A 24,053-nucleotide genomic window follows, 5' to 3' on the forward strand; every position below is an offset into this window, starting at 1 on the left:
CTAGCGTCGATGCTAGAGGGCGGTAGAAAGCTGCATCGAGCCGTGCCGTCCGGTGAATATTCGGCTATCTAGCGTTCGGTGTAGATGGTCGTAGAAAGGGCTAGACGGGCGCAGAGACGACGACCGCCGCCCGGACGGGCCGGTCGTGCGCGGCGGTCGACACCGCGAACACGATCTCCGCGTCCCGTCCGTCCACCCGGGCGGGGTAGACCACGAACCGCCAGCAGCCCTCCCGCCACACGTCCAGCGGGACGGCGCTCGCGATGAGGTTCTCGTGCTCGGCCCAGGCCGCGCTGCGGTGGAGTGTCGCGTACGTTTCCGCGATGGGGCTGCGCCGCCGCTCGCACGGGGGGTCGGCGGACGCTCTGCACCGCTCCAGCAGTTCCGACAGCTCCGGGGACAGCGCCGCGAACAGCGCCAGTTCCACCGTGAAGACGAGCCCGACCTGGACCTGCACGTCCCGCAGCACGTCCACGCCCGTGAGCGGCGCGCCGAGCGAGGCCACCCCCGCGCCCGTGAACAGCACGGCCCGCAGCACGCTGCGCCGGCCGACCCGCTTGGCGCTGAGGCCGCCGAAACAGCCGCAACCGGCGTCCGGCCGGCGGACCCGCAGCTCACCGACCACCCACGCCGCCGCCGCGAACGCCATCGTCGTCGCGAGCCGCACCGACAGATGCGAGGTCACCAGCAGCGCCAGCCCGAGGACGCCCTCGCCGAGCCCGAGCCCGACCGTCATCCCCCGGTTGCGGCGCAGCGCCGTCAGCCGCGCGAGCCCGGCGGGCACCGGCACGCCGTGCACGTGGTCGGGCGCGCCCGCCGCCTGCTCGCGGACCGTCAGTTTCGCCAGGCACGCGGCCAGCAGCACCGCCGCGAGCAGCAGCACCTGGGTGTTCTGGAACGCCGTCACCATGGCCCCTCCACCCGGACGGCCGCGTTGAAGCAGCCGGCCTCCAGATCGCCGCCGAGCCCCGCGAACACGGCGGGGGTCAGCTCGACGATCCGCCCGCGCGGGGACGCGGCGCAGTCCACGCACCGGTCGCAGAACCGGGCCGCCGTGCAGCCGCACTCGACCACCGGCACGGTCGCGGCGCGCCCGCCGCACTCGTTGTGCACGGTGACCTCGCTTCCCACCGACAGGTACGGGAACGGCACGCAGCCGGACGGGGCGTCCGCGCATCCCCCGGCGGCCCCCTCGGAGTCGACCGCGGGGTAGGCCGCCCCGGCCGGCGCCTCACCGCCGGCGTCCCCGAACCAGGTCGCCGTCCCGTGCAGCACCCCGGGCACGGGTGCGGTCACCTCCGGCGCGGCGAGGTCATCGGCCCGGTAGCCGGGCTGGGACGTGCCGGGGCGCACCGCCCGCGGCCCGTCCGGGGAGCCGACGCAGATCACGTCGATCAGGTATCCGGGCTCCATGCGCGGATGCCGGACCAGCACCCGCTGCAGGACGTCCGGGGGGATCACCACGTGGGCGCGCCCGCGGTGGGGGCCCATGTCCACCTCCACGGCGTTCTTCCCGCACGCCAGAATCGTGCCGGCGACACGTTCGATGCCGACCCAGACCCGCTCGACGGAGGGGCCGTCCTTCCCGGGCCGGGCGATCACCGGCCGGCCCGGCCGGAGCGCGGCGAGGTTCCCGCGCCCGCCGTGCCAGACCTTCGTGGCCCCGCTCATCGCGAGGCGGATCTCCGTACCGCCCGCGTTCAGCATCAGCAGGTGCGGACTGGCGTCCAGGACGACCCCGCTCACCACCCGCAGCGGGCGGCCCGCCCCCGCGAAACCGGCCCCGGACCCCGCCCCGAACACGGCCGCGCGACGGTGGCGGCGCAGGTCACAGTGTGTGGACGGCATCGCGGCACCTCGACATCGATCACTCTGGCGGTTGGCATGGAGACGCTGCGTTAAGAGTCACGTCCTTGACCTTGGCTGTCGACGGTTTTGTCGCGATAAGTCGACACGCGGTGGATGTCTCATCCACCTCGGCAGAGGATTATGAACTGGTTGACCCGGATATGTAGTTTTTGAAGGACCGTAATTACGATCCTTCTGCGATCGTCGACCATACCCGGGAGCGGCCGGACGGCGGCTCCCCGACCCCTGGTCCGGTGATGATGTGAACGCGACTCGGCATGAGGAGTTCCGCGCGTACGTGGCGGAACGCAGGCCCGTGCTGCTGCGTGCCGCCACCCGGCTGACCAGTGACCGTGCCGAGGCCGAGGACCTTCTCCAGGCCGCTCTTGCCAAGACCTACCTTGCCTGGGACCGCATCGAGGACCGCTCCTCCGTCGACGGCTACGTCCGCCGCGCCATGGTCAATACCCAGATCTCCTGGTGGCGCCGCCGTAAACTCGACGTCTACCCCACCGATCGGCTCCCCGACCGTCCCGTCGAGGACCACGCCGACCGCAGCGAGATGCACGACGCCCTCGGCCGCGCCCTCGACCGCCTCCCGGAACGCCAGCGCCTCGCCGTCATGCTCCGCTACTACGAGGACATGTCCGAACGTGAGGTGGCCGAAGTCCTGGGCGTCAGCGTGGGCACCGTGAAATCCACCGTCTCGCGGGCCATGGCCCGCCTCCGCGAGCTGTACTAGTTCGGGGGCTCGTCACCCTGGGACAACACTGCAAGAATCCGGTTCTGGAATCAGCTTCGAGCTGGAGGCGCTCATGCAGAGCACCATGCAGGATTTCCCGCTGACGATTACCACGATCATGCGCTACGGCGCGGAGGTCTTCGGCGACGCCGGGGTCTCCACCTGGACGGGGGACGGGGTTCGGCGCCGGAGCTACGCGGAGGTCGGTGAGCGCGCCGCCCGGCTGGCGGGGGCGCTGCGCGGCCTCGGAGTGGACGGAGACCAGCGCGTCGCCACGTTCATGTGGAACAACGGCGAGCACCTGGAGGCGTACCTCGCGGTCCCGTCGATGGGTGCGGTGCTGCACACGCTCAACCTGCGGCTCTTCCCCGACCAGCTCGTCTACATCGCGAACCACGCCGAGGACCGGGTCGTCATCGTCGACGGGTCGCTGATCCCGCTGCTGGCGCCGGTGCTGCCGCGGTTCGAGACCGTCCGGCACGTGATCGTCGTGGGCGCGGGGGACACCGCCCCGCTGGAGGGCGCGGGCAAGGAACTGCACGCGTACGAGGAACTGCTCGCCACGGCGCCCGCGAGCTTCGCGTGGCCGGAACTCGACGAGCGGTCGGCCGCCGCGATGTGCTACACGAGCGGGACGACCGGGAACCCCAAGGGCGTCGTGTACTCGCACCGGTCCGCGTACCTGCATTCGATGGCGGCGTGCACGGGCAACGCGATCGGGATCAGCGCGTCCGACATCGTCCTGCCGGTGGTGCCGATGTTCCACGCGAACGCGTGGGGGCTGCCCTACGCGGCGGGCATGGCGGGCGCCTCGCTGGTCATGCCGGACCGGTTCCTGCAGGCGGAGCCGCTCGTCCGGCTGATCGAGACGGAGCGCCCGACGGTCGCGGGGGCGGTGCCGACGATCTGGTCGGACGTCCTGCGCCACGCCAAGGAGCACGGGTCGGACCTCCGTTCGCTGCGGCTGGTGCCGTGCGGCGGGTCGGCGGTGCCGGAGTCGCTGATGCGCGGGTTCGACGAGCTCGGTGTCCGGATCGTCCAGGCATGGGGGATGACGGAGACGTCGCCGGTCGCGACCGTGGCGCATCCGCCGGTACGGGCGGAGGGCGCAGACGCGTGGCGGGCGCGGATCAGCCAGGGCCGCGTCCTCGCCGGCCTGGAGATGCGGATCGTCGGCGACGGCGACCGGGTGCTGGCAAGCGACGGGGAGGCCGTCGGCGAGGTCGAGATCCGCGGGCCGTGGATCACCGGCGCGTACCACCGCGACGAGGACCCCGGGAAGTTCCACGACGGCTGGCTGCGCACCGGCGACGTGGGAACGCTCTCGCCGGACGGCTACCTCGTGCTCACCGACCGGGCGAAGGACGTCATCAAGTCGGGTGGCGAGTGGATCTCCTCGGTGGAACTGGAGAACCACCTGATGGCGCATCCCGACATCGTGGAGGCGGCCGTCGTCGGCGTCCCCGACGAGCGGTGGCAGGAGCGTCCGCTCGCCTCGGTCGTGCTGCGGGAGGGGGCGGCCGTCACGGTGGCGGAGCTGAAGGAGTTCCTCGCCGGACGGATCCCGAAGTGGCAGCTCCCCGAGCGCTGGTCGTTCATCACCGAGGTCCCGAAGACCAGTGTCGGCAAGTTCGACAAGAAGGTGCTGCGGCGCCGCTATGCGGACGGTGATCTGGAGGTTCGGCGGGCCGACTGACGCGGCGCCGGGCCACTCCGCCGGCCCGTCCCGACACCGGGTGGGTCGATAACTTACCCCAGCGTTACCTTCATGGTGATTTCGGGCGATGGTGTGGTGCGGATGAGGTTCGCGGGTGTATGCAAGGTGGGCTGATCGTCCGGATGACCCCGTGGGGGCGGCCCCCTCACACCGCTGCCGGGAGCGTGCATGCCCAGGCTGTCCACCTCCGCACACTCAGCCGACCGCAAACTGGTCAAGGGGCTGAATGAAGGCGACGAGGCCGCCCTTGCCGCGCTCTACGACGAGTACGCCGAGCGCCTCTACGACTACGCAATGTCGATGACGGGGGACGAGAAGGTCGCCGCCGACATCGTCCATGACACGTTCATCGACGCCTGCCGCCGCGCCCCCCGGATGCGCGACCCCCTGCATCTGGGCTCCTGGGTGTACGGGGCGGCCCGGCGCCGCTGCGTCCGGCGGGGGCGCGCGAAGGTCCTGTTCTGGGACCGGGGCGCCGAGTTCTCCGATGCACCGTTCCCGGACCACGCCGAGACCGACGACGCCGGGCTCGACTGGCCGTCTTCGGACGAGCTGCACCGGCTCCTCCGCGGCGCCCTCTCCCGGCTGGAGCCCGTCGACCAGGAGGTGATGCTCCTGGCGTTCCGGCACGGGCTGCGTCCCGCCCGGCTCGGGGCGACGCTCGGCCTGTCGCCGCGGCGGGCCGTGACGCGCGTGCGCAGGGGACGCGCCCAGCTGGAGGCCGCGCTCCTGGAGGAGATCCACCGCGCCGAGAAGGCGTGCGCCGCCGGGCGCGAGGGAACCGCGGCGGTCGCCCGGCCGGCCGCGAGCGCCCCGGCCGGGGCGGAGGGCACCGGGCCTCGTCCGGGCAGGGGGGCGTTGCGGGTGCTGCATCGCCGGGCCGACGACTCCCCCACCGACCCGGCGGCCGAACGGCACGTCGCCGGCTGTGCCGGCTGCCTGCGCCGCCGCCGGGTGACGTCCGCCGCGCTGCTGCGCCGGGCGCCCGCGCCCGTGCTGCCGGCCGCGCTGCGGCACCGTGTCATGCACACCGCCACCGACCCCGAACTGGCCGGATACCGGGTCGACATCGCCGCGCGGGGCGGCCCGCTCACCCCGTCCGGGCTGCCCAGCCAGCCGGACGTCCCGTCGCCGTTCACCCGCCGGTGGCTGTTCACCGGGGGAGGCATGGTGGGTGCGCTGGTCTCCGCCCTCATCGCGACGTTGGTGATGGGGCCCGGCGGCGGCACGCTGTCGTGGCCGCCGTTCCGCACGCGTCCACAGCCGTCGATCACGCACGACGCGCCGGGGGGCGGCCCGGGGCATGGCAGGCCGTCGTCGCCGGGGCCCGACGGCGGCGGCGGACCTCAGGGCCGTCCCGCACCGCCGCTCGCCAGCCCGCAGACCGAGCAGAAGGACCCGCAGCAGCCCAAGGACCCGTCGCAGACGCCGTCGCCGCCGTCGCCGTCGCCCGATACGCCCGCCGAGCCGGGCGTCCTCGTGGTGCACCCAGTGAAGGTCGAGATGCACGGCACCAAGACCGCGCAGGTGAAGCTCGCCGCGCGGAGCGGGCCGGTGTCGTGGACGGCGGTGACGTCGACGAACCAGCTTGTCCTGTCGGACATGCAGGGCGGGATGTCGGAGGGCACCACGATGCGGGTGACACTGACCCTCCGCACGGCGCTCATCGGCCTGCCCGGCCAGGGCACGCTGACGTTCACCGACTCCGAGGGCGCGACCCGTCAGGTGACGGTCGTCTGGGGCGCCACGCTGCTGTGACGGCTCAGCCGGCGGCCCGCCCGCCGGGCGCGCCGGTTCGACCTCTCCAGGGCCTCGGCAGGGTCAAGCCCTGTCTTCTGCGCCGCCCCGCCGCTGACTCGCGACATTGGCCGAGGGTGCCATTTATGATGCCAGCGGCAAGGGCGATCAGCGCGATTTCGGCAAGGCCGCCGCCATCGGCGGGCGCAGCGAGGTACCGGGGCTGACCTGCGGGAATCCGGCGGCGAGGCTGGGGGCGGACGTCGCCGAAATGCGGCTGAAATCCAAGGGTTTCATCGGCGGATAGGGCGAGTGATGGACGAGATCGACACGAGCGTCCCGCATTCGGCGCGGGTCTGGAACTACTGGCTGGGCGGGAAGGACAACTATCCCGTCGACCGGGAGGCGGGGGAGCAGTACCGGCAGGTCTTCCCCTCGATCGTCGAGGTCGCCCGCGCGGCCCGGCACTTCCTCGCCCGTTCCGTCCGGTATCTGGCGGGCGAGGTCGGCATCCGCCAGTTCCTCGACGTCGGAACCGGGCTGCCGACGGTCGACAACACCCACGAGATCGCCCAGCGGGTGGCGCCCGAATGCCGGATCGTCTACGTCGACAACGATCCGCTGGTGCTGGCGCACGCCCGCGCGCTGCTCACCAGCGCCCCCGAAGGCGCGACGGACTACATCGACGCCGACATGCGCGACCCCGCGGCGATCATCCGGGCCGCGGCGCGGACGCTCGATCTGTCCCGGCCCGTCGCGCTGACCATGATCGGCGTGCTCGGGCACGTCCAGGAGTACGAGGAGGCGCGGTCGATCGTGCGCCGCCTGATGGACGCCCTGCCGCCCGGCAGCCATCTCGCGCTCGCCGACAGCGTCTCGGCCGGCGAGGACCACATCCGGGCGCACGACCGCTACAAGGAGACCGGCGCCGTCCCCTACCTGCTGCGTTCGGCGGAGGAGATCGCCGGGTTCTTCGACGGCCTCGATCTCGTCGAACCCGGCCTCGTGCCGATCATCCGGTGGCGTCCCGAACCGACCCCGTTCGACGCCCCGGCCACCGCCCGGGTCGGCACCCTCGGCGGTGTCGCCCGGAAAACACCCTGACCAGGGCGTGGATCGCCGGGACCGGAGCGCCGTGCGGCATTAGGCTGGCCGCACATACCGCCCTAGCGAAGGACATGGCGCATGAACCGCAGTGAACTGGTCAGGGTCGTGGCGGAACGCGCGGGAAGCGACGAGACCGCCGCTCGCCGGCATGTGGACGCCGTGTTCGACACCGTGATGGAGCGGGTGTCCGCCGGGGAGCGCGTCATCGTGACCGGATTCGGGACGTTCGACCGGCTCGCCCGTCCGGCCCGCAGCGCCCGCAACCCGCGCACCGGCCTGCCGGTCGAGGTTCCCGCCGCGCAGGTGCCGCGGTTCCGGTCCGGGCAGACGTTCCGGAACCGCGTCGCCGCGAGCGACTCCGCCCCGGCCTCCGCGCCGGCCGTGGAGCCCGCCGCCCCGGCCGTGGAGGCCGCCGCCGAACCGGCGCCGGCGGTGACCCTGCCGGTCGAGCCGCCCGCCCCGAAGAAGCCCAAGGGCGGCAAGGGCGGCAAGAAGGCCAAGAAGCCGTCCGGCAAGGCCAAGGCGGTCGCCTCCCCGCCCGCCAAGGACACCAAGAGCGCCAAGGACACCAAGCGCCCGAAGGGCGGGAAGAAGAAGGCGGAGAAGGCGAAGGCCCGCGTCAAGGCCGGCAAGTGACCCGGCTCACCGCAGCGGGAACCCGAGCTCCCGTCCCTGCTCGCGCAGCTCGTCGCGGGCGGACGGGTGCGCCACCCGGTCCACGATCTGCTGGGCCTGCGTCACCGCGTCGCGCCCCCAGATCGTGGCCGTGCCCTGCTCGCTCACGATGAAGCTGTGCTGGAACGAGGTGACCGGCCCGGCCAGCCGCGGGATGACCGTGGACACGTCCGCCCGCGGATGCCAGGACGGCAGCGCGATGATCGCCCGGCCGCCGGCCGAGTGCAGCGCGCCCACCACGAAGTCGGTCTGCCCGCCGAACCCCGAGTAGATCGCCCCGCGCACCCGGCTGGCGTTGGCCTGCGCGAACAGGTCGACCTGGAGCGCGGAGTTCACCGACACCAGCCGGGGTCGGCGCGCGATCAGGCTCGGGTCGTTGGTCTTCTCGGTGCGCAGCATCCGGACGCGCTGGTTGCCGTCCGCCCAGTCGTACAGCTCCGTGCTGCCGAACGCGAACGAGGCGGTGATCGGCGTGTCCGGGTCGAGCGCCCCGGCCTTCTCCAGCGCGAGGACGCCGTCGCTGAACATCTCCGACCAGATCCCGATGCCCCGCCGGTCGAGGAGCGAGGCGAGCACGGCGTCCGGGACGGCGCCGATGCCGAGTTGCAGCGTCGCCCGCTCGGGGACGAGCCGCGCCACCCGTCCCCCGATCTCGCGGGCGACGTCGCCGGGCGGCCGCGGCACCGGGCAGGCGAGCGGCTCGTCGGACTCGATCGCGTAGTCGATCTCGTCCATCGTCATCACGGCGTCGCCGTAGGTGTGCGGCATCCGCGGGTTGAGCTGGGCGATCACCAGCCCGCCCCGGGCGCGTACCGCCTCGACGGCGGCGGGCAGGATGTTGACCTCGACGCCGAGGGAGACCGTCCCGTTGCGCGGAGCCGACGTCTGCATGATCACGACGTCGGGCGGCAGCGACCCCTTCAGCAGGTTCGGGACGAGCGACAGCCGCGACGGGAAGTAGCGCAGGTTCGCCCGCCCCCGCATGCCCGCCCCGACGAACGGGGTCTCCAGCTCCACGCCGTCGCGCTCGGGCAGGTCGCCCTGGGCGTTGAGCATGAACAGCCGGTACTCGGCGGCGGCCGCGTCCAGCACGGCGAGGGCGCGCCACGGGGTGGCGAAGTTGCCGCCGGCCACGACCCGCGGCCGGCCGGGCAGGTCCGCCAGCACCGTGGCGAGGTGGGACTCGGATATGACGCGCATCAGGAACGCCCCCGGTTGGTCGGCATGGTGGTCCTCATCCTTGGATCGAGACGTGGGTGACGCCGGGGACGGTCCGGGCGAGGACGTCGGCGATCCGGCGCGCCTGATCGCCGGCGACGCCGCGCAGTTCGACGGCGCCGTCCCGCACCGAGACGTCCCAGGTGCGCCCGTCCGGCCCGTACTCCTCGATCGCGGCCAGCACGTCGTCGCGGATGCGGGCGTCGCCGCGGGTGAGGATCGCGATGAGGTCGCGGCGGCTGACGATGCCGACGATCTCCGAGCCCGCCAGCACCGGAACGCTCTTGATCCGCGTCCGCATCATCGTGTCGGCGAGCGTGGCGACGTCGCCGTTGGGACGCGCGGTCTCCACCTCGCGGGTCATGACCTCCTCGACCAGGCGCGGCGGCGGGCTGTCGGTCGTCGCGACCGGCCGGGCGAAGGCGCGCGGATCCCGCTCGAACACCCCGCGCAGCAGGTCCATCTCGCTGACGATGCCGGCCAGCCGCCCCGCCGCGTCCACGACGGGCAGTGCGGTGATGTCGTGCTCGTGCAGGACGCGGATCGCCTGGCGGACCGTGGCCGTCCGCGGGATCGTGACGACGGGCGAGGTCATCGCCTCCCGGACCAGCATGGCGTGTTCTCCTTCCGGCGAGGACGCCGTTCACCTACCCGAGCAGGACATTTCTGACCCCTGCCCGTCCATGATCGCCGAGGGGGCGGTGAAAGCCCAGGGCCGAACGTCCTGGTCCCGGCCGCCGGCGGCTAGAACAGCGTGGGCGGCTCCGCCGGCACCGGCTCCGGCAGCGGCTCGACCTGCGGCGCCAGCGCTCTCACCTCGTCGTGGAAGCGGCGGGCGAGCGGGAGGGCGTCCGCGTTGTCGGGGGTGTGGACGAACACGGTCGGTGAGCGGCCCTCGCGCACCCACCCGGCGACCCGCTCCACCCAGAACCGCCAGCCCTGGACGGTGCGCTCGGTGTCGTCCCGCCCCAGATAGCGGACGATCGGACGCTCGGTGAGGGCGGCCGACCGGCGTGGCACGCGCGGCTTCTTCGTCCACGCGTCCCGTTCGGCGTCACTGGTCGGCGGGCTCTGGAAGAACGCGGTGGTGTCGAACGGGACCCATTCGGCGCCGACCCGGCCGAGCACCCGCTCCAGGTCCCGCGCGCATCCGGCGTCCTCGAAGAACGCGGGATGGCGCACCTCGACGGCATACCTGTGCGCGGTGGGGAGCCGGCGCAGGAACGCGGCCAGCGTCCCGAGGTCCCCGGGGCCGAACGACCCCGGCAGCTGCACCCAGAGCGCGTGCGTCCGCGACTCCAGCGGCTCGATCGCCCAGAGGAACGACCGGAGTTCCTCGCCGGCCCCGGCGAGCCGCCGCTCATGCGTGACCGTCTTCGGCAGCTTGACGACGAACCGGAAGTCGGGCGAGGTCTGCTCCGCCCACGACTCGACCGCGCTCCGCGCGGGTGTCGCGTAGAACGTCGTGTTGCCCTCCACCGCGTCGCACCAGCTCGCGTAGGCGCGCAGCCGTTCCCCCGGTGGCAGCGACGGTGGCAGGAACCGTCCCTGCCACCGCGTGTGCGCCCACATCGCGCACCCCACATGAACCCGCATGCCGCCCGACGCTACCGGCACCGCGGCGCGGCCGCCGCGGCCGGACCGCCGGCGGGCGCCGCCCGCCCCGTTGGCCGGTGTCGGCCGCGCCGCCGGGATCCGCGGCCGGAAACGGCGCGGGCGCCGCCATCGCGGTGCCGCCGGTCGCGGTCGTGTACCGCGTCCGTGCGGGCCGCCGATGACGGCGCCCGGCCCTCGCCCGCTACGTAGCCCGGGCGATCACAGGGGGGAGCAGCCGCGTCAGGTGCGGAACTGGCGCGGAACGTTCCCGGTCACCGAGGTGGCCTTGATCGCGGGAGCGGGGGCGACCCAGACCGGGTCGGGGTCGGGGTTCTTCTCGCAGGTACGGTCGATGAGGCCGCGGTTGGCGGGCACCTTCCCGTCCCGGAGGTAGTCGACCAGGAGGTCGTCCAGGCACTGGTTGCCGGAGAAGGTGATGGCGTGGCTGCCGCCGCCCCTCTCCACGACGAGGCTGGCGCTCGGCATGGCGCGTGCCATGTCCAGGCCGCCCTCGTACGGGGTCGCCGGGTCGTCGGTCGCCTGGAAGAGCAGCACCGGAGGCAGCCCCTTCCCGGTGATCTTGGTGCGGTGCCCCGCCTTGACCGGCCAGTACAGGCAGGGGGCGTTGAACCACATGTTGTTGTAGGTGTAGAAGGGCGCCTTCTCGTTGACCTTGGCCTGGTCCTTCTGCCAGTACCGGAAGTTGCGCGGCCACTTGCTGTCGCTGCACATCACGGAGTTGTACAGGTCGAACGAGTCGTCGGACGGGTCCGGCGCCGCGTACCGGTTGTAGGCCGTGACGAGCGGGGCCGTGTCACCCGAGTTGGTGTAGGCCGACAGCACGGTGGCCAGCCTCGGCCAACGCAGGATGTTGTAGCCGCCGGCGACCTGGGTGTCGTCGAACTCGTCCGGGCCGATGGTGCCGACGGGGTTCGCGCGCAGCTTGGCGCGCATCGCGTACCACTTCGCCTCGATGTCGTCCGCGTCGGTGCCGAGGTGGTACACGTTGTCGGCCTTGGCGACCCACTCGGTGAACGCCTTGAACCGCTTCTCGTGCTGGAGGTCCTGCTGGACGTTGTGGTCGTACCAGGAGATCGACGGCCCGACGATGCTGTCCAGGACGAACCGGCGGACGCGGTTGGGGTACAGCTGGGTGTAGGTCGAGCCAAGCGTGGTCCCGTACGACCAGCCGAAGAAGTTGATCTTCTTCGCGCCGAGGGCCTGCCGGATGCTCTCCATGTCCTGGACGTGGTCGACGGTCGACAGGTGCGGCAGCAGCCAGGAGTACTTCTCGGTGCAGCTCTTAACGTACCCGGCCGTCTTCTTGAGCCAGGTGTTCGTGGTGCCCTGGCTGGGCTGGAAGTCGGGGCGGGGCCCCACGAAGTAGTTCGGGTCGCAGGCCATGTGCGGCTCGCTGCCCTGGGAGCCGCGCAGGTCGAAGCCGATCCAGTCGTAGGCGGCGGCGACGTCGGGCGGCAGTTGCGACGGGATCCAGGACGCCATCCACAGCCCGCTGATGCCCGGACCGCCGGGGTTGAGCAGGATCGGCCCCTGCTGCTTCTCCTTCGGCGCGGTGGCGGGCAGCCGGTTCACCGCGATCTTGACGGTGCGCCCGTCCGGGTGGGCGTGGTCGAGCGGCACCTCCAGCATCGCGCACTGCAGCGTCGGGTAGTCGGGATCGCCGCAGGACTTCCAGTCCAGCACCGGCTTCTTCACCGGTGCGGCGCCGGCCGGCGGCGGGCCGGCCAGTGCCGTGGCGGTCAGGACGGCTCCGCACGCCGCGATCGCGGCGCCGGCACGTCTCTTGCTCGGGAATCTCACAGATACCTCCATGAAGGGGAGGTGCAATTGCAGTGTGAAATTTCATCCATTGTCAAGGGTGAGAGGTCCATAACCCAGATCGATGGGATCGGATATGACCACGGCGCGAATCCACTCCGCACACTGCGGGCGCACGCTTTCCTTCGACCCTCCGGGAGTTGGACCCCCGGAGCCCCTGCGAACCCATCCGGTATCTGCCGGATGACCCCCGGAGGAACCCCCCCGTGAGTAACAGACGCAGATCAGCCCGATGCCTGGTGGCGTCGATGGCGGTCGCTCTCGGCGCGGCCGTCATGGTCGCGCCCGCCGCCGACGCCGCTCCGAAGCCCCCGCCCATCAGCGCGCGGGCCGGCGGTGACGATGCGAAGCACGTCCAGAAGACGCCGCTCCAGGCCAAGGACCGCCCCCCGCTGGCCGCGAACAAGGACGCGCTGAAGACCGACCTGGACCTGCCTCGCAAGCCGGCGAAGCACCAGCGCCCGTCCATGAAGAACGTCACGAAGAAGGGCGCGAAGGGCGCGACCGCCGCCAAGGCCGCCGCCGCGTGCAGCGCGAGCGACTTCACGAGCCGCTCCGGAAGCGCCCTTGTTCAGCAGATCAAGGCGTCGACGACCGACTGCATCAACTCGCTGTTCAGCCTGACCGGCACGGACGCCTACTACGCGTTCCGCGAGTCGCAGATGACGAGCGTCGCGTACGGGCTGCGCGACAACGGGCTCTACTACACCGGTGACAACACCGGCGGCACCGCCCAGCTCGTGCTGTACCTGCGCGCCGGCTACTACGTCCACTGGTACAACTCCTCCACCGTCGGGACCTACGGCCCGTCGCTGAAGGCCGCGATCCAGTCCGGCCTGGACGCCTTCTTCGGCAACTCCAAGTCGTCGACGGTCAGTGACGCCAACGGCGAGGTCCTCGCCGAGGCGGTCACGCTGATCGACAGCGCCGAGGAGAACGCCCGCTACATCTACGTGATCAAGCGGCTCCTGACCGGCTACAACAGCTCCTACGACGCGTCCTGGTGGATGCTCAACGCGGTCAACAACGTCTACACGGTGCTGTTCCGCGGCCACCAGGTGCCGGAGTTCGTCACCGCGGTCCAGTCGGACCCGAGCGTCCTCACCACGCTCAACAACTTCGCCACCAGCCACCTTTCGCTGCTCAGCACCGACCGCAGCTACCTGACGTCCAACGCCGGACGTGAGCTGGCCCGGTTCCTCCAGCACACCGCACTCCAGAGCACGGTCAGGCCCCAGGCCAAGGGCCTGCTCGGCCAGAGCGCCATCACCGGCCCGACCGCCCCGCTGTGGGTCGGTGTCGCCGAGATGACCGACTCCTACGACAAGGCGAACTGCACGTACTACGACACGTGCAACCTTTCGCAGCGGCTCGCGGCGAGCGTCCTGACGATCAACTACACCTGCAGCTCCAGCATCAAGATCCGGGCGCAGGACATGACCTCGTCGGAGCTGCAGCAGAGCTGCGCCAGCCTGACGAACCAGGACGCCTACTTCCACAGCCTCGTGAAGGACGGGAACAGGCCCGTCGCGAACGACAACAACAGCACGATCGAGGTCTGCGTCTTCAACTCCAGCACCGACTACCAGACGTACGCCGGTGCGATGTTCGGCATCGACACCAACAACGGTGGCATGTACCTGGAGGGCGACCCCGCCGCGGCCGGCAACCAGCCGAGGTTCATCGCCTACGAGGCCGAGTGGGTGCGTCCCACCTTCCAGATCTGGAACCTCAACCACGAGTACACGCACTACCTCGATGGCCGGTTCGACATGTACGGAGACTTCAACTCCAACGTCACCACGCCGACCATCTGGTGGATCGAAGGATTCGCCGAGTACGTCTCCTACTCCTACCGCCAGGTGGTCAACGACTCGGCGATCGCGCAGGCCGCCAACAGGACCTACGCGCTCAGCACCCTGTTCGACACCACCTACAGCCACGACACGACCCGCATCTACTACTGGGGCTACCTGGCGGTGCGGTACATGTTCGAGAAGCACCCGAACGACATCGCCACGGTGCTCGGCTACTACCGGAGCGGTAACTGGAACGCCGCCCGTACGTTCCTGACCAGCACGATCGGCAGCCGCTACGACAGCGACTGGTGGACCTGGCTCGCCGCGTGCGCGTCGGGTGCCTGCGCCGGCGGTGGCGGCGGTGGCGGCAACCAGGCGCCGTCCGCCCGGTTCACCTACTCCGCGAACGGTCTCGGGGTCTCCTTCACCGACCAGTCCACCGACAGCGACGGCACGATCGCTTCCCGCCGCTGGGACTTCGGTGACGGCGCCACCTCGACGGCGGCGAACCCGTCCCACACCTTCGGGGCCGACGGCACCTACACCGTCTCCCTCACGGTGACCGACAACGGCGGTGCCACCGGCACCACGTCCCAGCAGGTCGCCGTGGCCGCCGGTGGCGGCGGAGGCGGCGGCACCGAGTGCACCGGCACCGACGCCCGCCAGCTCGACCGGAACTGCAAGCGCAGCAACCTGTCGGGTGCCCAGGGCGACCTGTACTACATGTACCTGTACGTCCCGTCGGGTGTCAGCTCGCTGACCATCACCTCGTCCGGTGGGACGGGTGACGCCGACATGTACTACAACGGCAGCACGTGGGCCACTGAGACCAGCTACACCAAGCGGTCCATCAACGCCGGCAACAGCGAGTCCATCACGGTCGCCAGCCCGGCCGCCGGCTACCACTACATCACCCTCTACGGAAAGAACGCCTTCAGCGGGGTCACGGTGCAGACTCAGTTCTGAGCTCTGACTTTTAGCTGAAACCCAAATCGGGGCCGGACCACACAATGGTCCGGCCCCGAGCCTTTTCTGTACGGCGAGCCTTTCAGACCGTATTCCAGGTCCGGCGCGCGACGGTTTTCTTGATCATTAAATGGCGAGGCTCCAATAGGGGGTTCACCGGGTACGGGATGGACGACCGGTGGAGCGGACGGACCGCCGCCGCGCACCGGCGACCTGATATCCGCACGTACTTCTGGGAGGACGACCATGAGTCCCCGCTTGGCGCCGGGAGACGCGCTCACGGCGACCGGAGTCGTCGCGGTCGTGCGCGGCACCCGCCCCGGCCGCGTCGCCGCCGTCCTGGACACCCTCGTCGCGGCCGGCGTCCGCTGCCTGGAGATCACGCTGAACACCCCGGATGCGCCGGACGCGCTGCGCGCCGCCCGGGACCGGCTGCCCGCCGGCGTCGAACTCGGCGCCGGAACGGTCCGGACGGCCGCCGAGGCGTCCGCCGCCGTGGCCGCGGGCGCGTCGTTCCTCGGCGCCCCCGACACCCGCGAGGAGGTCGCGGCGGTGGCGCGCGAACACGGCATCGCCCACTACCCGGGCGCCCTCACCCCGACCGAGGTCGCCCGTGCCTGGGACCTCGGCGCCACCGCCGTCAAGGTGTTCCCGGCCCGCGTGTTCGGACCGCGGTACCTGCGCGACCTCCGCGAACCGTTCCGGAACATCCCTCTGCTGCCGGCGGGCGGTATCGGGCCCGGCAACGCCGCCGACTACATCGCGGCGGGCGCCATCGCGGTCGGCGCCGGCGGCTCGCTGCTCGGCGACGCCCCCGCCGGCGGCTCCCTGGTCGAACTGGCGGACCGGGCGGGGCACCTCCTCGCCGCCGTGGCGGCCGCCCGATGACCGCCCTCGTCACGGTTTGCGGAGGACGCCGCCGTATTCGCACATGTCCCGTCCCATCCTGGAGGCGCCGACGAACTGGGCCAGTTCGTCGGGGACGGGCGGCAGCGGCGGCTGGCCGGGGTCGGGCCGCCAGTGCAGGAGGTTCACAAGACCCGGCTCGACCGGCTCCAGGCCGTTCTCCAGGAGCGCGTGGACCTGTTCGCGGGTGCGGTTCTGCCAGGGGATGCCGGCGGCGCTCATCCGGGCTTCCAGGTCGGCGGCCCGGTCGGGGTCGGAGCAGACGATCTGGGAGAACGCCAGGTGGCTGCCGGGCGCGGCACGGTCCATGACGTTGTGCAGGATGCCGCGCGGATCGTCGGCGTCGGTCAGGTGGTGTCCGACCGACAGGAAGAGCACCGCGAGCGGTTCGTCGAAGTCGATCAGCCGCCGCACGTCGGGGTGGGCCAGCAGGGCCCCCTGGTCGCGGAAGTCAGCGTTGATCACGACGGTGGAGCCGTCCCCCGCCAGCAGCGCGCGGCCGTAGGCCAGCACGATGGGGTCGATGTCGACGTAGACGACGCGGGCATCGGGTGTGAACCGCTGGGCGACCTGGTGGACGTTGTTGTTGGTGGGCAGCCCGCAGCCCATGTCCAGGAACTGGCGGATCCCGGCCTCGGTCGCCAGGTAGCGCACGGCCCGGTACAGGAACAGCCGGTTCTGCCGGCTGATGTCGATCGACTCCGGGAAGGCGGGCGCCGTCTTCAACGCGAAGTCACGGTCGACCTGGTAGTTGTCCTTGCCGCCCAGCGCCCATCCGTACACCCGCGCCGAGGCGGGGATGTCGTCGCGGATCATCGGTTCACGGTCGTCGGTCACCCTGCGCTCCCCTTGTGAAATTGTCCGATGTGCCCACCGTAGCGACCGATCCCACGGCCGGCACCGCTTATCAGCGGACAGGGCCGGACCACCCGCGACGTCCTCAACCGGCCGACTACCACGGGTAACGGAAATGTCGGCCGGGCTCGCTAGCTTGCTGGGGCATGGTCAAGAGGGCGAACATTCCGGTCGAGTGGCGTGAGCACTTCCATCCGAGGCACGGCGGCATCCCGGGGCCGAGGGGCGTTCTGGACGAGGACGCCGCGCGGAGGGCGCGCGACTGGGCGCGCGCGGCACGCCCGATAGCCGAGGAGATGCTGGAGCACGAGCGCACCGTCCCGGAACTCGGCAAGGCCGTCCGGGCATGGCTGGACGGCGAGCCCGACCCGGCGGGCGCGGCGGCCGTCGCCGCGGTAGCGGTGAAGTACCTGGAGGACGTCGACGGCGCGGCCTTCCTGGACGCCTGGGTGCTGGACCACGGGCTCGCCTTCGCCGCCTGCGCGGTCACCGAGGTGTCCTCCATCGAACTCGGCCCGGTGCCGCGGCCGATGACCTCCGACTCCGGCGGTGTCGTCTGGCTCGTCTCCTACGCCCACGACGACCCGCCCAGGGGATGGCGCGGCGAGATCCGGCGTGCGATCTGCGACGACCACGTCGCCGCGGGCCGGTGGATCGCCGGGGACACGGTGGTCAAGCGGCTCCGCACGCTGCTGGCGGCGGCTCCCGACGCCGAATACCGCGACGCCGTCGCGCGTCTGGCGGCACACCGCGGCGACGCCTGGAGGCGCTGCACGGCCTCCTATCTCGTCCCGACCGAGAGGGCCTGGACGGACGAGTCCCTCGACGACCCCTCCGGCCTGAGCGTCCTCGACCACGAGCACGTGCTCTGCTCGCTGTCCAGGGCCGCGCACGTCAACCGGATCGGCTGGATACCGGTGACCCCCGCCGTGATCGGGACGCTGCTCGACGGGCTGGGCTCGGATGCTCTCCCGCTGCTCGGCAGGGCACTCGGGTACCCCTACGACGACGCCGCTGAGACGCGTCCGATCGTGGTGCGGGCCCTCCTGGAGATCGCCGACGAGGAAATCTTCCCCGTCCTGCTCGACCACATGGGTGAAAAGGGGGTGCCCGCCGCCTTGCAGGAGGCGGCCGAACGGTATCCGGAGCTTGCGCTCCGGGTGCTGGCGCCGCTGGCCGACAACGGCACGACCCGCGGCCTGCAAGCGGCCGGGCTGCTGCGCGGGCTGCTGTACACCGAGCCCGGCCTGGCCGAGGCGCCGCCATCGGGGGCCGTCGAGGCGCTGCTGCCGCGACCGGCGGTCCCCGACGGCGGCGACCTGCCCGGCGTGCTCGCGGGCAAGCCCGCCCGCAGCGCGAAGGTGGACTGGGCCGACCCGGCGCTGCTTCCGCGGATCCTCACCCGTGGCCGCGACCGCGCACTGCCCGCGAACGCGACCAGGTGCCTGCTGAACCTGCTCGCCAAGAAGGCCCCCGATGTCATGGTCGTCCGCGAGTTCTGCGACCGGCACTCGCTGGCCGAGTTCTCCTGGGCGCTGTTCCAGCGCTGGTATGCGGTCGGCGCGCCCACCCGGCACAACTGGGCGCTGGCGCAGCTCGGCCTGATCGGCGACGACACGACGGTGCGGCGGCTCAGCCCGCTGATCAAAATCTGGCCCGGCGAAGGCGCCGGCAGCCGGGCCGCCGCCGCACTGGACGTCCTCGCCCAGATCGGCTCCGACGTCGCCCTCACCCACCTGTTCGAGCTGACCCGGCGGGGCAGGTACAAGGGGCTCAAAGCCAAGGCGACCCGGAAGATCGACGAGATCGCCGCCGCGCGCGGCATCACCCCGGACGCCCTGGCCGACCGCGCCGTCCCGGACTTCGGCCTGGACGCCCAGGGCGCCCTCGTCCTGGACTACGGCCCGCGCCGGTTCACCGTGACCTTCGACCGGCAGCTCGTCCCGCTGGTCGTGGAGCCGAACGGCAAAGTCCGCAAGAGCGCGCCCAAGCCCGGCCCCAAGGACGATCCGGCCCTCGCCCCGGCCGCGCACGCCCTGTTCACCGGCCTCAAGAAGGACCTGCGGACGATCGCCGACCAGGAGATCAAGCGCCTCGAAAAGGCCATGACCACCCGGCGGAGCTGGGCGCCGGACGACTTCCGCACCCTGTTCGTCGCCCACCCGCTGATGGGGCACATCGTCCGCCGGCTGGTGTGGATCACCGATGGCGGTACCGCCTTCCGCGTCGCCGAGGACCGCACCTGCGCCGACGTCGACGGCGCCCCGTTCACCCCGGCGCCGGACGCCCGCATCGCCATCGCCCACCCGATCCTGCTGGACGACCTCGACGCCTGGGCGGAACTGTTCGCCGGCTACGAGATCCTCCAGCCGTTCGCGCAGCTCGGACGGCCCGTCTACCGGCTCACGGCCGACGAGCGCGCCGCGCACCGGCTCGCCCGGGTAGAGGGCCTGGTGCTGTCCTACGGCAAGGCCAAGGGCCATTCCCAGGGACGCTGGGAGTCCGTGGACGCGGCCGGCGAGTTCGCGGGCGGCTGGCTCGCCCGGCGCGACCCCGCGGGCCTGTACGTCGTGGCTGGCCTGAGCCCCGGCCTCTCCTACTACATGTACGGCGAGGGCGAGGACCAGAAGATCAATGTTCTGTGGGCGGGCCCCGCCCCGGCCCATGCCCCGAAGGACTCGGTGCCGCTCGGCGAGATCGATCCGGTCACCATGAGCGAGGCCGTCCACGACCTCGTCCACAGCGCGTCCACCTGAACCGCCTGCAAAGGCCGTGAACGACGCCCGGCCGGCCGCAGGGCGAAGAACCCGAGACCGTCATCCAGACCAGGGACGCGCTCAGGGCCCCGAGAGAAGGCGAAGAGCCCTGGTCGGGCAGGCGTCGACGGCCTCCGTGACCTCGTCCTCCCGGTCCGGAGCCACGACCTCCTCGATCAGGGTCACGGCGCCGTTCTCCACCTTGAAGTGGGTCGGCGCGATGTGTTCGCAGAGCCCGGACCCCATGCATACGCGGGGGTCAGCTCCGACACGCTGCATCTGACTCATCCGCCTCTCCGGTCGATGGACGGCGGGCCACGGACTCTTGACGACCCAATGTGACCCTCATTACGTTGATTACAGTAACACTATTTACGGAGGGCGCAGATGTCCGTCGCCGCACCAACCGTCCTGATCGAGGACCCGCACTTCTACCTCGACGACCCGTGGCCCACGTTCGAGTGGATGCGGAGAGAGCAGCCCTTCTACTACTACGAGCCCCTGGACACGTTCGTCCTCACCCGGCACGCCGACATCCACGCCGTGACCCGCCGCCCGTCGGAGTTCGTCAGCTCCAGGGGCCTGTTCCTGAACGACGTGAAGTACCAGGCCCAGGCCGGCGGCGAGCTGCTGACCGACAGCTTCTTCCCCAAGGGCGGCGAGCAGGTCGGCACCACCGACCCGCCCCGGCACCAGGAGCTTCGCCGCGTCATCGCCCCCGCGTTCTCGGCCCGCGCACTGGAACGGATGCGGGGCACGCTCACCGAGGTCGTCCGCGACCTGGTCCGCGGGATCGGATCCGGCGAGGTGGTCGACTGGATCCCCAGCGCGAGCGTGGTCCCGATCATCGCCGCGACGCACCTGATCGGACTCCCCGACACCGACGTGAAGCGGGTCCAGCACTGGAGCGACGAGCTGGAGAAGCTCGGCGCCGACCTCACGTTCGACGAGCTCCGCGCCGCGGCGACCGAGTTCCAGAGCCTCCAGCGGTACATCATCGAGAGCATCGAGGCCAAGAAGCAGAATCCCGGTGGCGAGGACCTGCTCACCGTCCTGCTAGAGGCGGAACTGGACCAGAAGAAGGTCTCCGAGGCCAACGTCGTCATGTTCGCCATGACCATGATGGCGGCCGGGAGCGACACGACCCGCGCTGCTCGCCGGGCTGGTCCATCAACTGGCCCAGCACCCCGACCAGTGGCAGAAGCTCCGCGATGACCGGTCGCTGGTCCCTCTCGCGATCGAGGAGACACTTCGCTGGGTCACTCCCGCGCGCGCGTTCCTGCGTACAGCTGTCGCGGACACCGAGCTCAACGGTCAGCTCATCCGGGAAGGTCAGCACGTCTACCTGATGTACATGGCCGCCAACCGTGACGAGGCGGTCTTCCCCGATCCGTACCGCTTCGACGTCAGCCGGGCCGAAAGCGTCAAGCACCTCAGTTTCTCGGCCGGAGCGCACGTGTGCGCGGGGTCGCGACTCGTCCGCCTTGAGGCACCGATCGTGCTCAATGCGCTGCTGGACGAGTTCACGCGCATCGAGCTCGCCGCGCCGGCCACTCCGGTGATCCACATCATCCGCAACAGCTGGACGGCGATGCCGGTGCGATTCCACCGCTGATCTCGCCCCGTCCCCGCTGTGGCCGGGCGCGGAGCGAATCACGCCGTGGCGGGCACCTGTCGCGGCCGCCGCCGCGACAGGTGCGCTGACACAGGTTCGGCGCACCCGTGCGGCGCCCGGCGAGGCTTCGGGTCTGGGTCGAGAATGCGTCTCAGGGCGTCTCGCGCTCGGGCGGGGGTGCCTCGCGCAGCGGGGGGCAGTCGGCCAGCCGGAACATGATCTCGGTGGCCTGCGCCAGCACCGCCCGCTCGGCGGCCGTGACGTGGGCGTCGAGAGCGCGGGCGAGCCATGCCCCGCGGTGCTCAACGATCGAGCGGACGAGATCCGCGCCGGATTCGGTGAGGCTGAGGAGCGCTTTGCGGCCGTCGGACGGATCGGGCCGGCTGTACACGAGCCCCTGCCGTTTGAGGCCGGCCACCGTCTCGGCGATGGACTGCTGGCGGACGTGTTCGGCCTTGGCGAGCTCGCTGGCGGTCGTCGTGCCCGCCTCGGAGATGCGGCCGAGCACCGAAAGCTGGGACATGTTCTGGCCGGTGGTGACCTCGGCCTGTTCGCTGCGCAGGCGGGCCCGCAGCCTGGCGGTCGCGAGTGACAGCGCCATGGCGAGTTCCGGCGTTGTCGAATCGGTCTCCACGCGCCCACCCTATCGCTTTCCTCAGGCGGCCTACGCAGTCTTCCTGTGCATCTTTCGCCGTCCACGCCCGCCCCTGGTCAGCGGGACCATCCGACCCGGGATGTCGAAGAGCGGGCGTGGATCGTACGGGCTACGAGGTGGCGCACTCAGGGTGCACGCCCGCCTCCCGGAACGGCGGGATCAGTTCCTGGGTGCAGGCCGCGCAGCACGGAACGGGAGGCACGTCGCCCAGTTCGTCGAGGTACCGGTCGCGTTTCTCGATCGTGCCGAGGAGGGTCTGCGCGGCGACGGCCGCCAGCGGAAGGATCAGGCCGGCCTGGCCCCCGGCGGTCGCGAAGGAGGCGACGTCCTTGCGCATGACGAGGTGCGACGGTTCGGTCCCCGGGGGCGCCGCACGCCGAAGACGATCATGGAAGCCCCACCGGCGCACGGCACGCGAGTCCGCGGAGCTGGTGGTGAGGACGGTGCTCAGCGCGTCCTCGGTGAGCCCGTAGGCCCGGACCATCTCCATCGCTTCGATCTCAAGGGCGTAGCCCGCGATGGTCATGAAGTTCACGGCCAGCTTGACCGCCGTTCCGGCGCCCGCCGGGCCCACGTGGAAGATGTCGCGGCCGATGGCCTCGAACACGGGACCGAGGCCGGCCACCACCGCGTCGTCTCCACCGATCATGACGGTGAGGTCACCGGTCCTGGCACGTGCGACGCCGCCGGCGACCGGGGCGTCGACGACGGCCACCCCGCATGAGGCGAGGCGCGTGTGGAGTTCCTGGACATAGGAGGGCGTGACGGTGCTGTGGACGACCATCGTACGGGGCCGCCCCGCCGCGGCAATGTCGTCCGCGACCCGGCTGACCTGCTGTTCGTTGAGGACCACCACTCCGATGACGTCCACCGCCTCGGCCAGCTCCTTGACCGAGGCGGCGCCGTGGCCACCCTGTGCCACGAGCTTCGCGATCGCTTCGGGACGAATGTCGTAGACGTGTGTCTCGATTCCCGCCCGGATGACGGCGGCGGCGATCTGTTCGCCCATGTTGCCGAGACCGATGATTCCGACCTTCACTGGTGGCTCCTGTCCGGTGGAGGCGTTGGGCCGAGGGGCCGGCTCGGTGCTCATGCCGTCCGGCTCCACGACAGCCGGTCGAGGACCAGGCGACGCAGGTGGCGCGGGTTGGAGTCGACCGAGCCCGAGCGGGCGTGCTGCGCGGCGTGGTTGTCCCATACGACGAGGTCGCCGTTGCGGTAGTGGTGCGAGTGGACGTTGGACTCCTGGTAGAGGATCTTGAAGACCTGCTGCAGGAGATCCTCGCCCTCCTCGGAGGTGGGCCCGAGCTCCTTGATGTGACTGGTGTAGAACTCGCTGACGAACACGGCCTTGCGGTCGCTGTGGGGCAGGGTGACCACCATCGGGTGGACGGCATGACGGACGTCCGCCAAGGTCCTTCCGGCTGGGAAGTCGGCCTCCCGGACACGGTTCGACTCCTGCTCGGGGTCGTCGTAGTCGAGGATGTGGACCGCGCTGAGCGGCTCGATTCTCCGCCGAAGCTCCTCGGGCAGGAGCTCGTAGGCGCGGACGCCGTTGGCGAAGCTCGTCGGAGGGGACGTCGGTGAGACGTCGATGGCGTAGAGCGACGTCCCGGCACGGGGGCGTTCACGGTAGGCGCCGTCGTTGTGGAAGAGCAGCCGTCCCGAACCGGCCTCCGCGGCGTTCTCCACGGCCTGGTTCGTCATGAACTGGTGATATGCGCCGTTGTCGAACCGCTGGAGCGGGCCCAGATAGCGGACGAACCGGTCCTGGTCCTCGCCGCTGAGGCGCTGATCGCGGACGACCAGCAGGAAGTGGTCGGCGAACGCGTTGCGCACGGTCTCGACGTCGCGGTCGTCCAGAGGTTCGGTGAGGTCCACGCCTCGCAGTTCTGCACCCAGCGCGGCTTTGAGCGGAACGACCTCCACACCCGTACTCCTATCTCTGATAAGACTTAACAGAAATAGAGCGTAGGTTGCCGGTGACCCCCAAGTCAACAGGCTGCCTGTGTTTTTCGGCGG

22 protein-coding genes are annotated in these 24,053 nt (G+C 71.1%); 11 read left to right on the top strand and 11 right to left on the bottom strand.

Annotated elements, in window-relative coordinates; all coding sequences use genetic code 11:
- Positions 1 to 100 precede the first annotated feature (100 nt).
- Both ACQP1N_RS00565 and ACQP1N_RS00570 read right to left on the bottom strand, forming a co-directional pair.
- A complete protein-coding gene (locus ACQP1N_RS00565; RefSeq protein ID WP_067794693.1) occupies positions 101 to 910 on the bottom strand; it encodes a MauE/DoxX family redox-associated membrane protein in 810 nt (269 codons plus the stop codon).
- Positions 904 to 1,848 (bottom strand): hypothetical protein, encoded by a 945-nt coding sequence (locus ACQP1N_RS00570; RefSeq protein ID WP_433228498.1) that lies wholly within the window; start codon positions 1,846 to 1,848, stop codon positions 904 to 906. Before ACQP1N_RS00570 ends, ACQP1N_RS00565 begins: the two co-directional genes overlap by 7 nt.
- 262 nt (positions 1,849 to 2,110) lie before the next feature.
- On the opposite strand from ACQP1N_RS00570, the gene ACQP1N_RS00575 reads away from it, so the two are divergent.
- The 6 genes from ACQP1N_RS00575 (at position 2,111) to ACQP1N_RS00600 (ending at position 7,787) form a co-directional block, all read left to right on the top strand.
- Positions 2,111 to 2,590 (top strand): SigE family RNA polymerase sigma factor, encoded by a 480-nt coding sequence (locus ACQP1N_RS00575; RefSeq protein WP_067794689.1) that lies wholly within the window; start codon positions 2,111 to 2,113, stop codon positions 2,588 to 2,590.
- A gap of 73 nt (positions 2,591 to 2,663) precedes the next feature.
- Positions 2,664 to 4,286, top strand: a complete 1,623-nt coding sequence (locus ACQP1N_RS00580; protein ID WP_433228500.1) for a long-chain fatty acid--CoA ligase — start codon at positions 2,664 to 2,666, stop codon at positions 4,284 to 4,286.
- Between the two features lie 189 nt (positions 4,287 to 4,475).
- Positions 4,476 to 6,065 carry an RNA polymerase sigma factor gene (locus ACQP1N_RS00585; protein ID WP_433228501.1) on the top strand — a complete coding sequence of 530 codons (1,590 nt, stop codon included), beginning with the start codon at positions 4,476 to 4,478 and terminating at the stop codon, positions 6,063 to 6,065.
- 106 nt (positions 6,066 to 6,171) lie between these two features.
- Positions 6,172 to 6,351, top strand: a complete 180-nt coding sequence (locus tag ACQP1N_RS00590) for a hypothetical protein (protein ID WP_433228502.1) — start codon at positions 6,172 to 6,174, stop codon at positions 6,349 to 6,351.
- Positions 6,352 to 6,359: 8 nt separating this feature from the next.
- Positions 6,360 to 7,148, top strand: coding sequence for an SAM-dependent methyltransferase (locus ACQP1N_RS00595; protein WP_433228504.1), 789 nt, complete (start codon positions 6,360 to 6,362; stop codon positions 7,146 to 7,148).
- An 81-nt stretch (positions 7,149 to 7,229) separates the two neighbouring features.
- Entirely contained in the window at positions 7,230 to 7,787 is a 558-nt protein-coding gene (locus ACQP1N_RS00600) for an HU family DNA-binding protein (protein WP_433228506.1), read from the top strand.
- A gap of 6 nt (positions 7,788 to 7,793) precedes the next feature.
- Here the strand turns inward: ACQP1N_RS00600 and ACQP1N_RS00605 are convergent, their stop codons facing one another.
- The 4 genes from ACQP1N_RS00605 to ACQP1N_RS00620 all read right to left on the bottom strand — a co-directional run bounded on the left by ACQP1N_RS00605 (position 7,794) and on the right by ACQP1N_RS00620 (position 12,461).
- Positions 7,794 to 9,026 (bottom strand): acetyl-CoA hydrolase/transferase family protein, encoded by a 1,233-nt coding sequence (locus ACQP1N_RS00605; RefSeq protein WP_067794673.1) that lies wholly within the window; start codon positions 9,024 to 9,026, stop codon positions 7,794 to 7,796.
- A 34-nt stretch (positions 9,027 to 9,060) separates the two neighbouring features.
- Positions 9,061 to 9,657: a CBS domain-containing protein gene (locus tag ACQP1N_RS00610; RefSeq protein ID WP_067794670.1), complete on the bottom strand. Its 597-nt coding sequence runs from the start codon at positions 9,655 to 9,657 to the stop codon at positions 9,061 to 9,063.
- A gap of 131 nt (positions 9,658 to 9,788) precedes the next feature.
- The gene (locus ACQP1N_RS00615; protein WP_067794726.1) at positions 9,789 to 10,640 is read right to left on the bottom strand and encodes a DUF72 domain-containing protein; all 852 of its coding nucleotides are present in this window, start codon (positions 10,638 to 10,640) and stop codon (positions 9,789 to 9,791) included.
- 240 nt (positions 10,641 to 10,880) lie between these two features.
- A complete protein-coding gene (locus ACQP1N_RS00620) occupies positions 10,881 to 12,461 on the bottom strand; it encodes an alpha/beta hydrolase (protein WP_433228508.1) in 1,581 nt (526 codons plus the stop codon).
- Between the two features lie 266 nt (positions 12,462 to 12,727).
- Here ACQP1N_RS00620 and ACQP1N_RS00625 point away from each other — a divergent pair, with 266 nt between their 5' ends.
- Positions 12,728 to 15,244 (top strand): collagenase, encoded by a 2,517-nt coding sequence (locus ACQP1N_RS00625; protein WP_433228509.1) that lies wholly within the window; start codon positions 12,728 to 12,730, stop codon positions 15,242 to 15,244.
- Between the two features lie 246 nt (positions 15,245 to 15,490).
- Entirely contained in the window at positions 15,491 to 16,132 is a 642-nt protein-coding gene (locus tag ACQP1N_RS00630; protein WP_433228511.1) for a bifunctional 4-hydroxy-2-oxoglutarate aldolase/2-dehydro-3-deoxy-phosphogluconate aldolase, read from the top strand.
- A gap of 9 nt (positions 16,133 to 16,141) precedes the next feature.
- Here ACQP1N_RS00630 and ACQP1N_RS00635 read toward each other — a convergent pair whose 3' ends face one another.
- Positions 16,142 to 16,987, bottom strand: a complete 846-nt coding sequence (locus ACQP1N_RS00635; protein WP_433228512.1) for an SAM-dependent methyltransferase — start codon at positions 16,985 to 16,987, stop codon at positions 16,142 to 16,144.
- A 164-nt stretch (positions 16,988 to 17,151) separates the two neighbouring features.
- On the opposite strand from ACQP1N_RS00635, the gene ACQP1N_RS00640 reads away from it, so the two are divergent.
- Positions 17,152 to 19,761 (top strand): DUF4132 domain-containing protein, encoded by a 2,610-nt coding sequence (locus ACQP1N_RS00640; protein WP_433228514.1) that lies wholly within the window; start codon positions 17,152 to 17,154, stop codon positions 19,759 to 19,761.
- A gap of 81 nt (positions 19,762 to 19,842) precedes the next feature.
- Here ACQP1N_RS00640 and ACQP1N_RS00645 read toward each other — a convergent pair whose 3' ends face one another.
- The gene (locus ACQP1N_RS00645) at positions 19,843 to 20,040 is read right to left on the bottom strand and encodes a ferredoxin (protein WP_067794717.1); all 198 of its coding nucleotides are present in this window, start codon (positions 20,038 to 20,040) and stop codon (positions 19,843 to 19,845) included.
- Between the two features lie 108 nt (positions 20,041 to 20,148).
- Between ACQP1N_RS00645 and ACQP1N_RS00650 the strand changes: the two genes are divergently transcribed.
- On the top strand, positions 20,149 to 20,976 hold the full coding sequence (locus tag ACQP1N_RS00650; RefSeq protein WP_433228516.1) for a cytochrome P450: 828 nt from the start codon (positions 20,149 to 20,151) through the stop codon (positions 20,974 to 20,976).
- Positions 20,977 to 20,998: 22 nt separating this feature from the next.
- Positions 20,999 to 21,376: a cytochrome P450 gene (locus tag ACQP1N_RS00655; RefSeq protein WP_433232543.1), complete on the top strand. Its 378-nt coding sequence runs from the start codon at positions 20,999 to 21,001 to the stop codon at positions 21,374 to 21,376.
- 151 nt (positions 21,377 to 21,527) lie between these two features.
- Here ACQP1N_RS00655 and ACQP1N_RS00660 read toward each other — a convergent pair whose 3' ends face one another.
- The 3 genes from ACQP1N_RS00660 to ACQP1N_RS00670 all read right to left on the bottom strand — a co-directional run bounded on the left by ACQP1N_RS00660 (position 21,528) and on the right by ACQP1N_RS00670 (position 23,960).
- Complete coding sequence (locus ACQP1N_RS00660; RefSeq protein ID WP_067794656.1) at positions 21,528 to 22,010, bottom strand: MarR family winged helix-turn-helix transcriptional regulator; 483 nt, start codon at positions 22,008 to 22,010, stop codon at positions 21,528 to 21,530.
- A 130-nt stretch (positions 22,011 to 22,140) separates the two neighbouring features.
- Complete coding sequence (locus ACQP1N_RS00665) at positions 22,141 to 23,070, bottom strand: NAD(P)-dependent oxidoreductase (protein ID WP_067794653.1); 930 nt, start codon at positions 23,068 to 23,070, stop codon at positions 22,141 to 22,143.
- Between the two features lie 50 nt (positions 23,071 to 23,120).
- Positions 23,121 to 23,960: a TauD/TfdA dioxygenase family protein gene (locus tag ACQP1N_RS00670; protein ID WP_433228518.1), complete on the bottom strand. Its 840-nt coding sequence runs from the start codon at positions 23,958 to 23,960 to the stop codon at positions 23,121 to 23,123.
- Between the last annotated feature and the right edge of the window lie 93 nt (positions 23,961 to 24,053).

It is taken from the genome of Actinomadura formosensis, from assembly GCF_050948385.1.
Classification (GTDB): Bacteria; Actinomycetota; Actinomycetes; order Streptosporangiales; family Streptosporangiaceae; genus Spirillospora; species Spirillospora formosensis.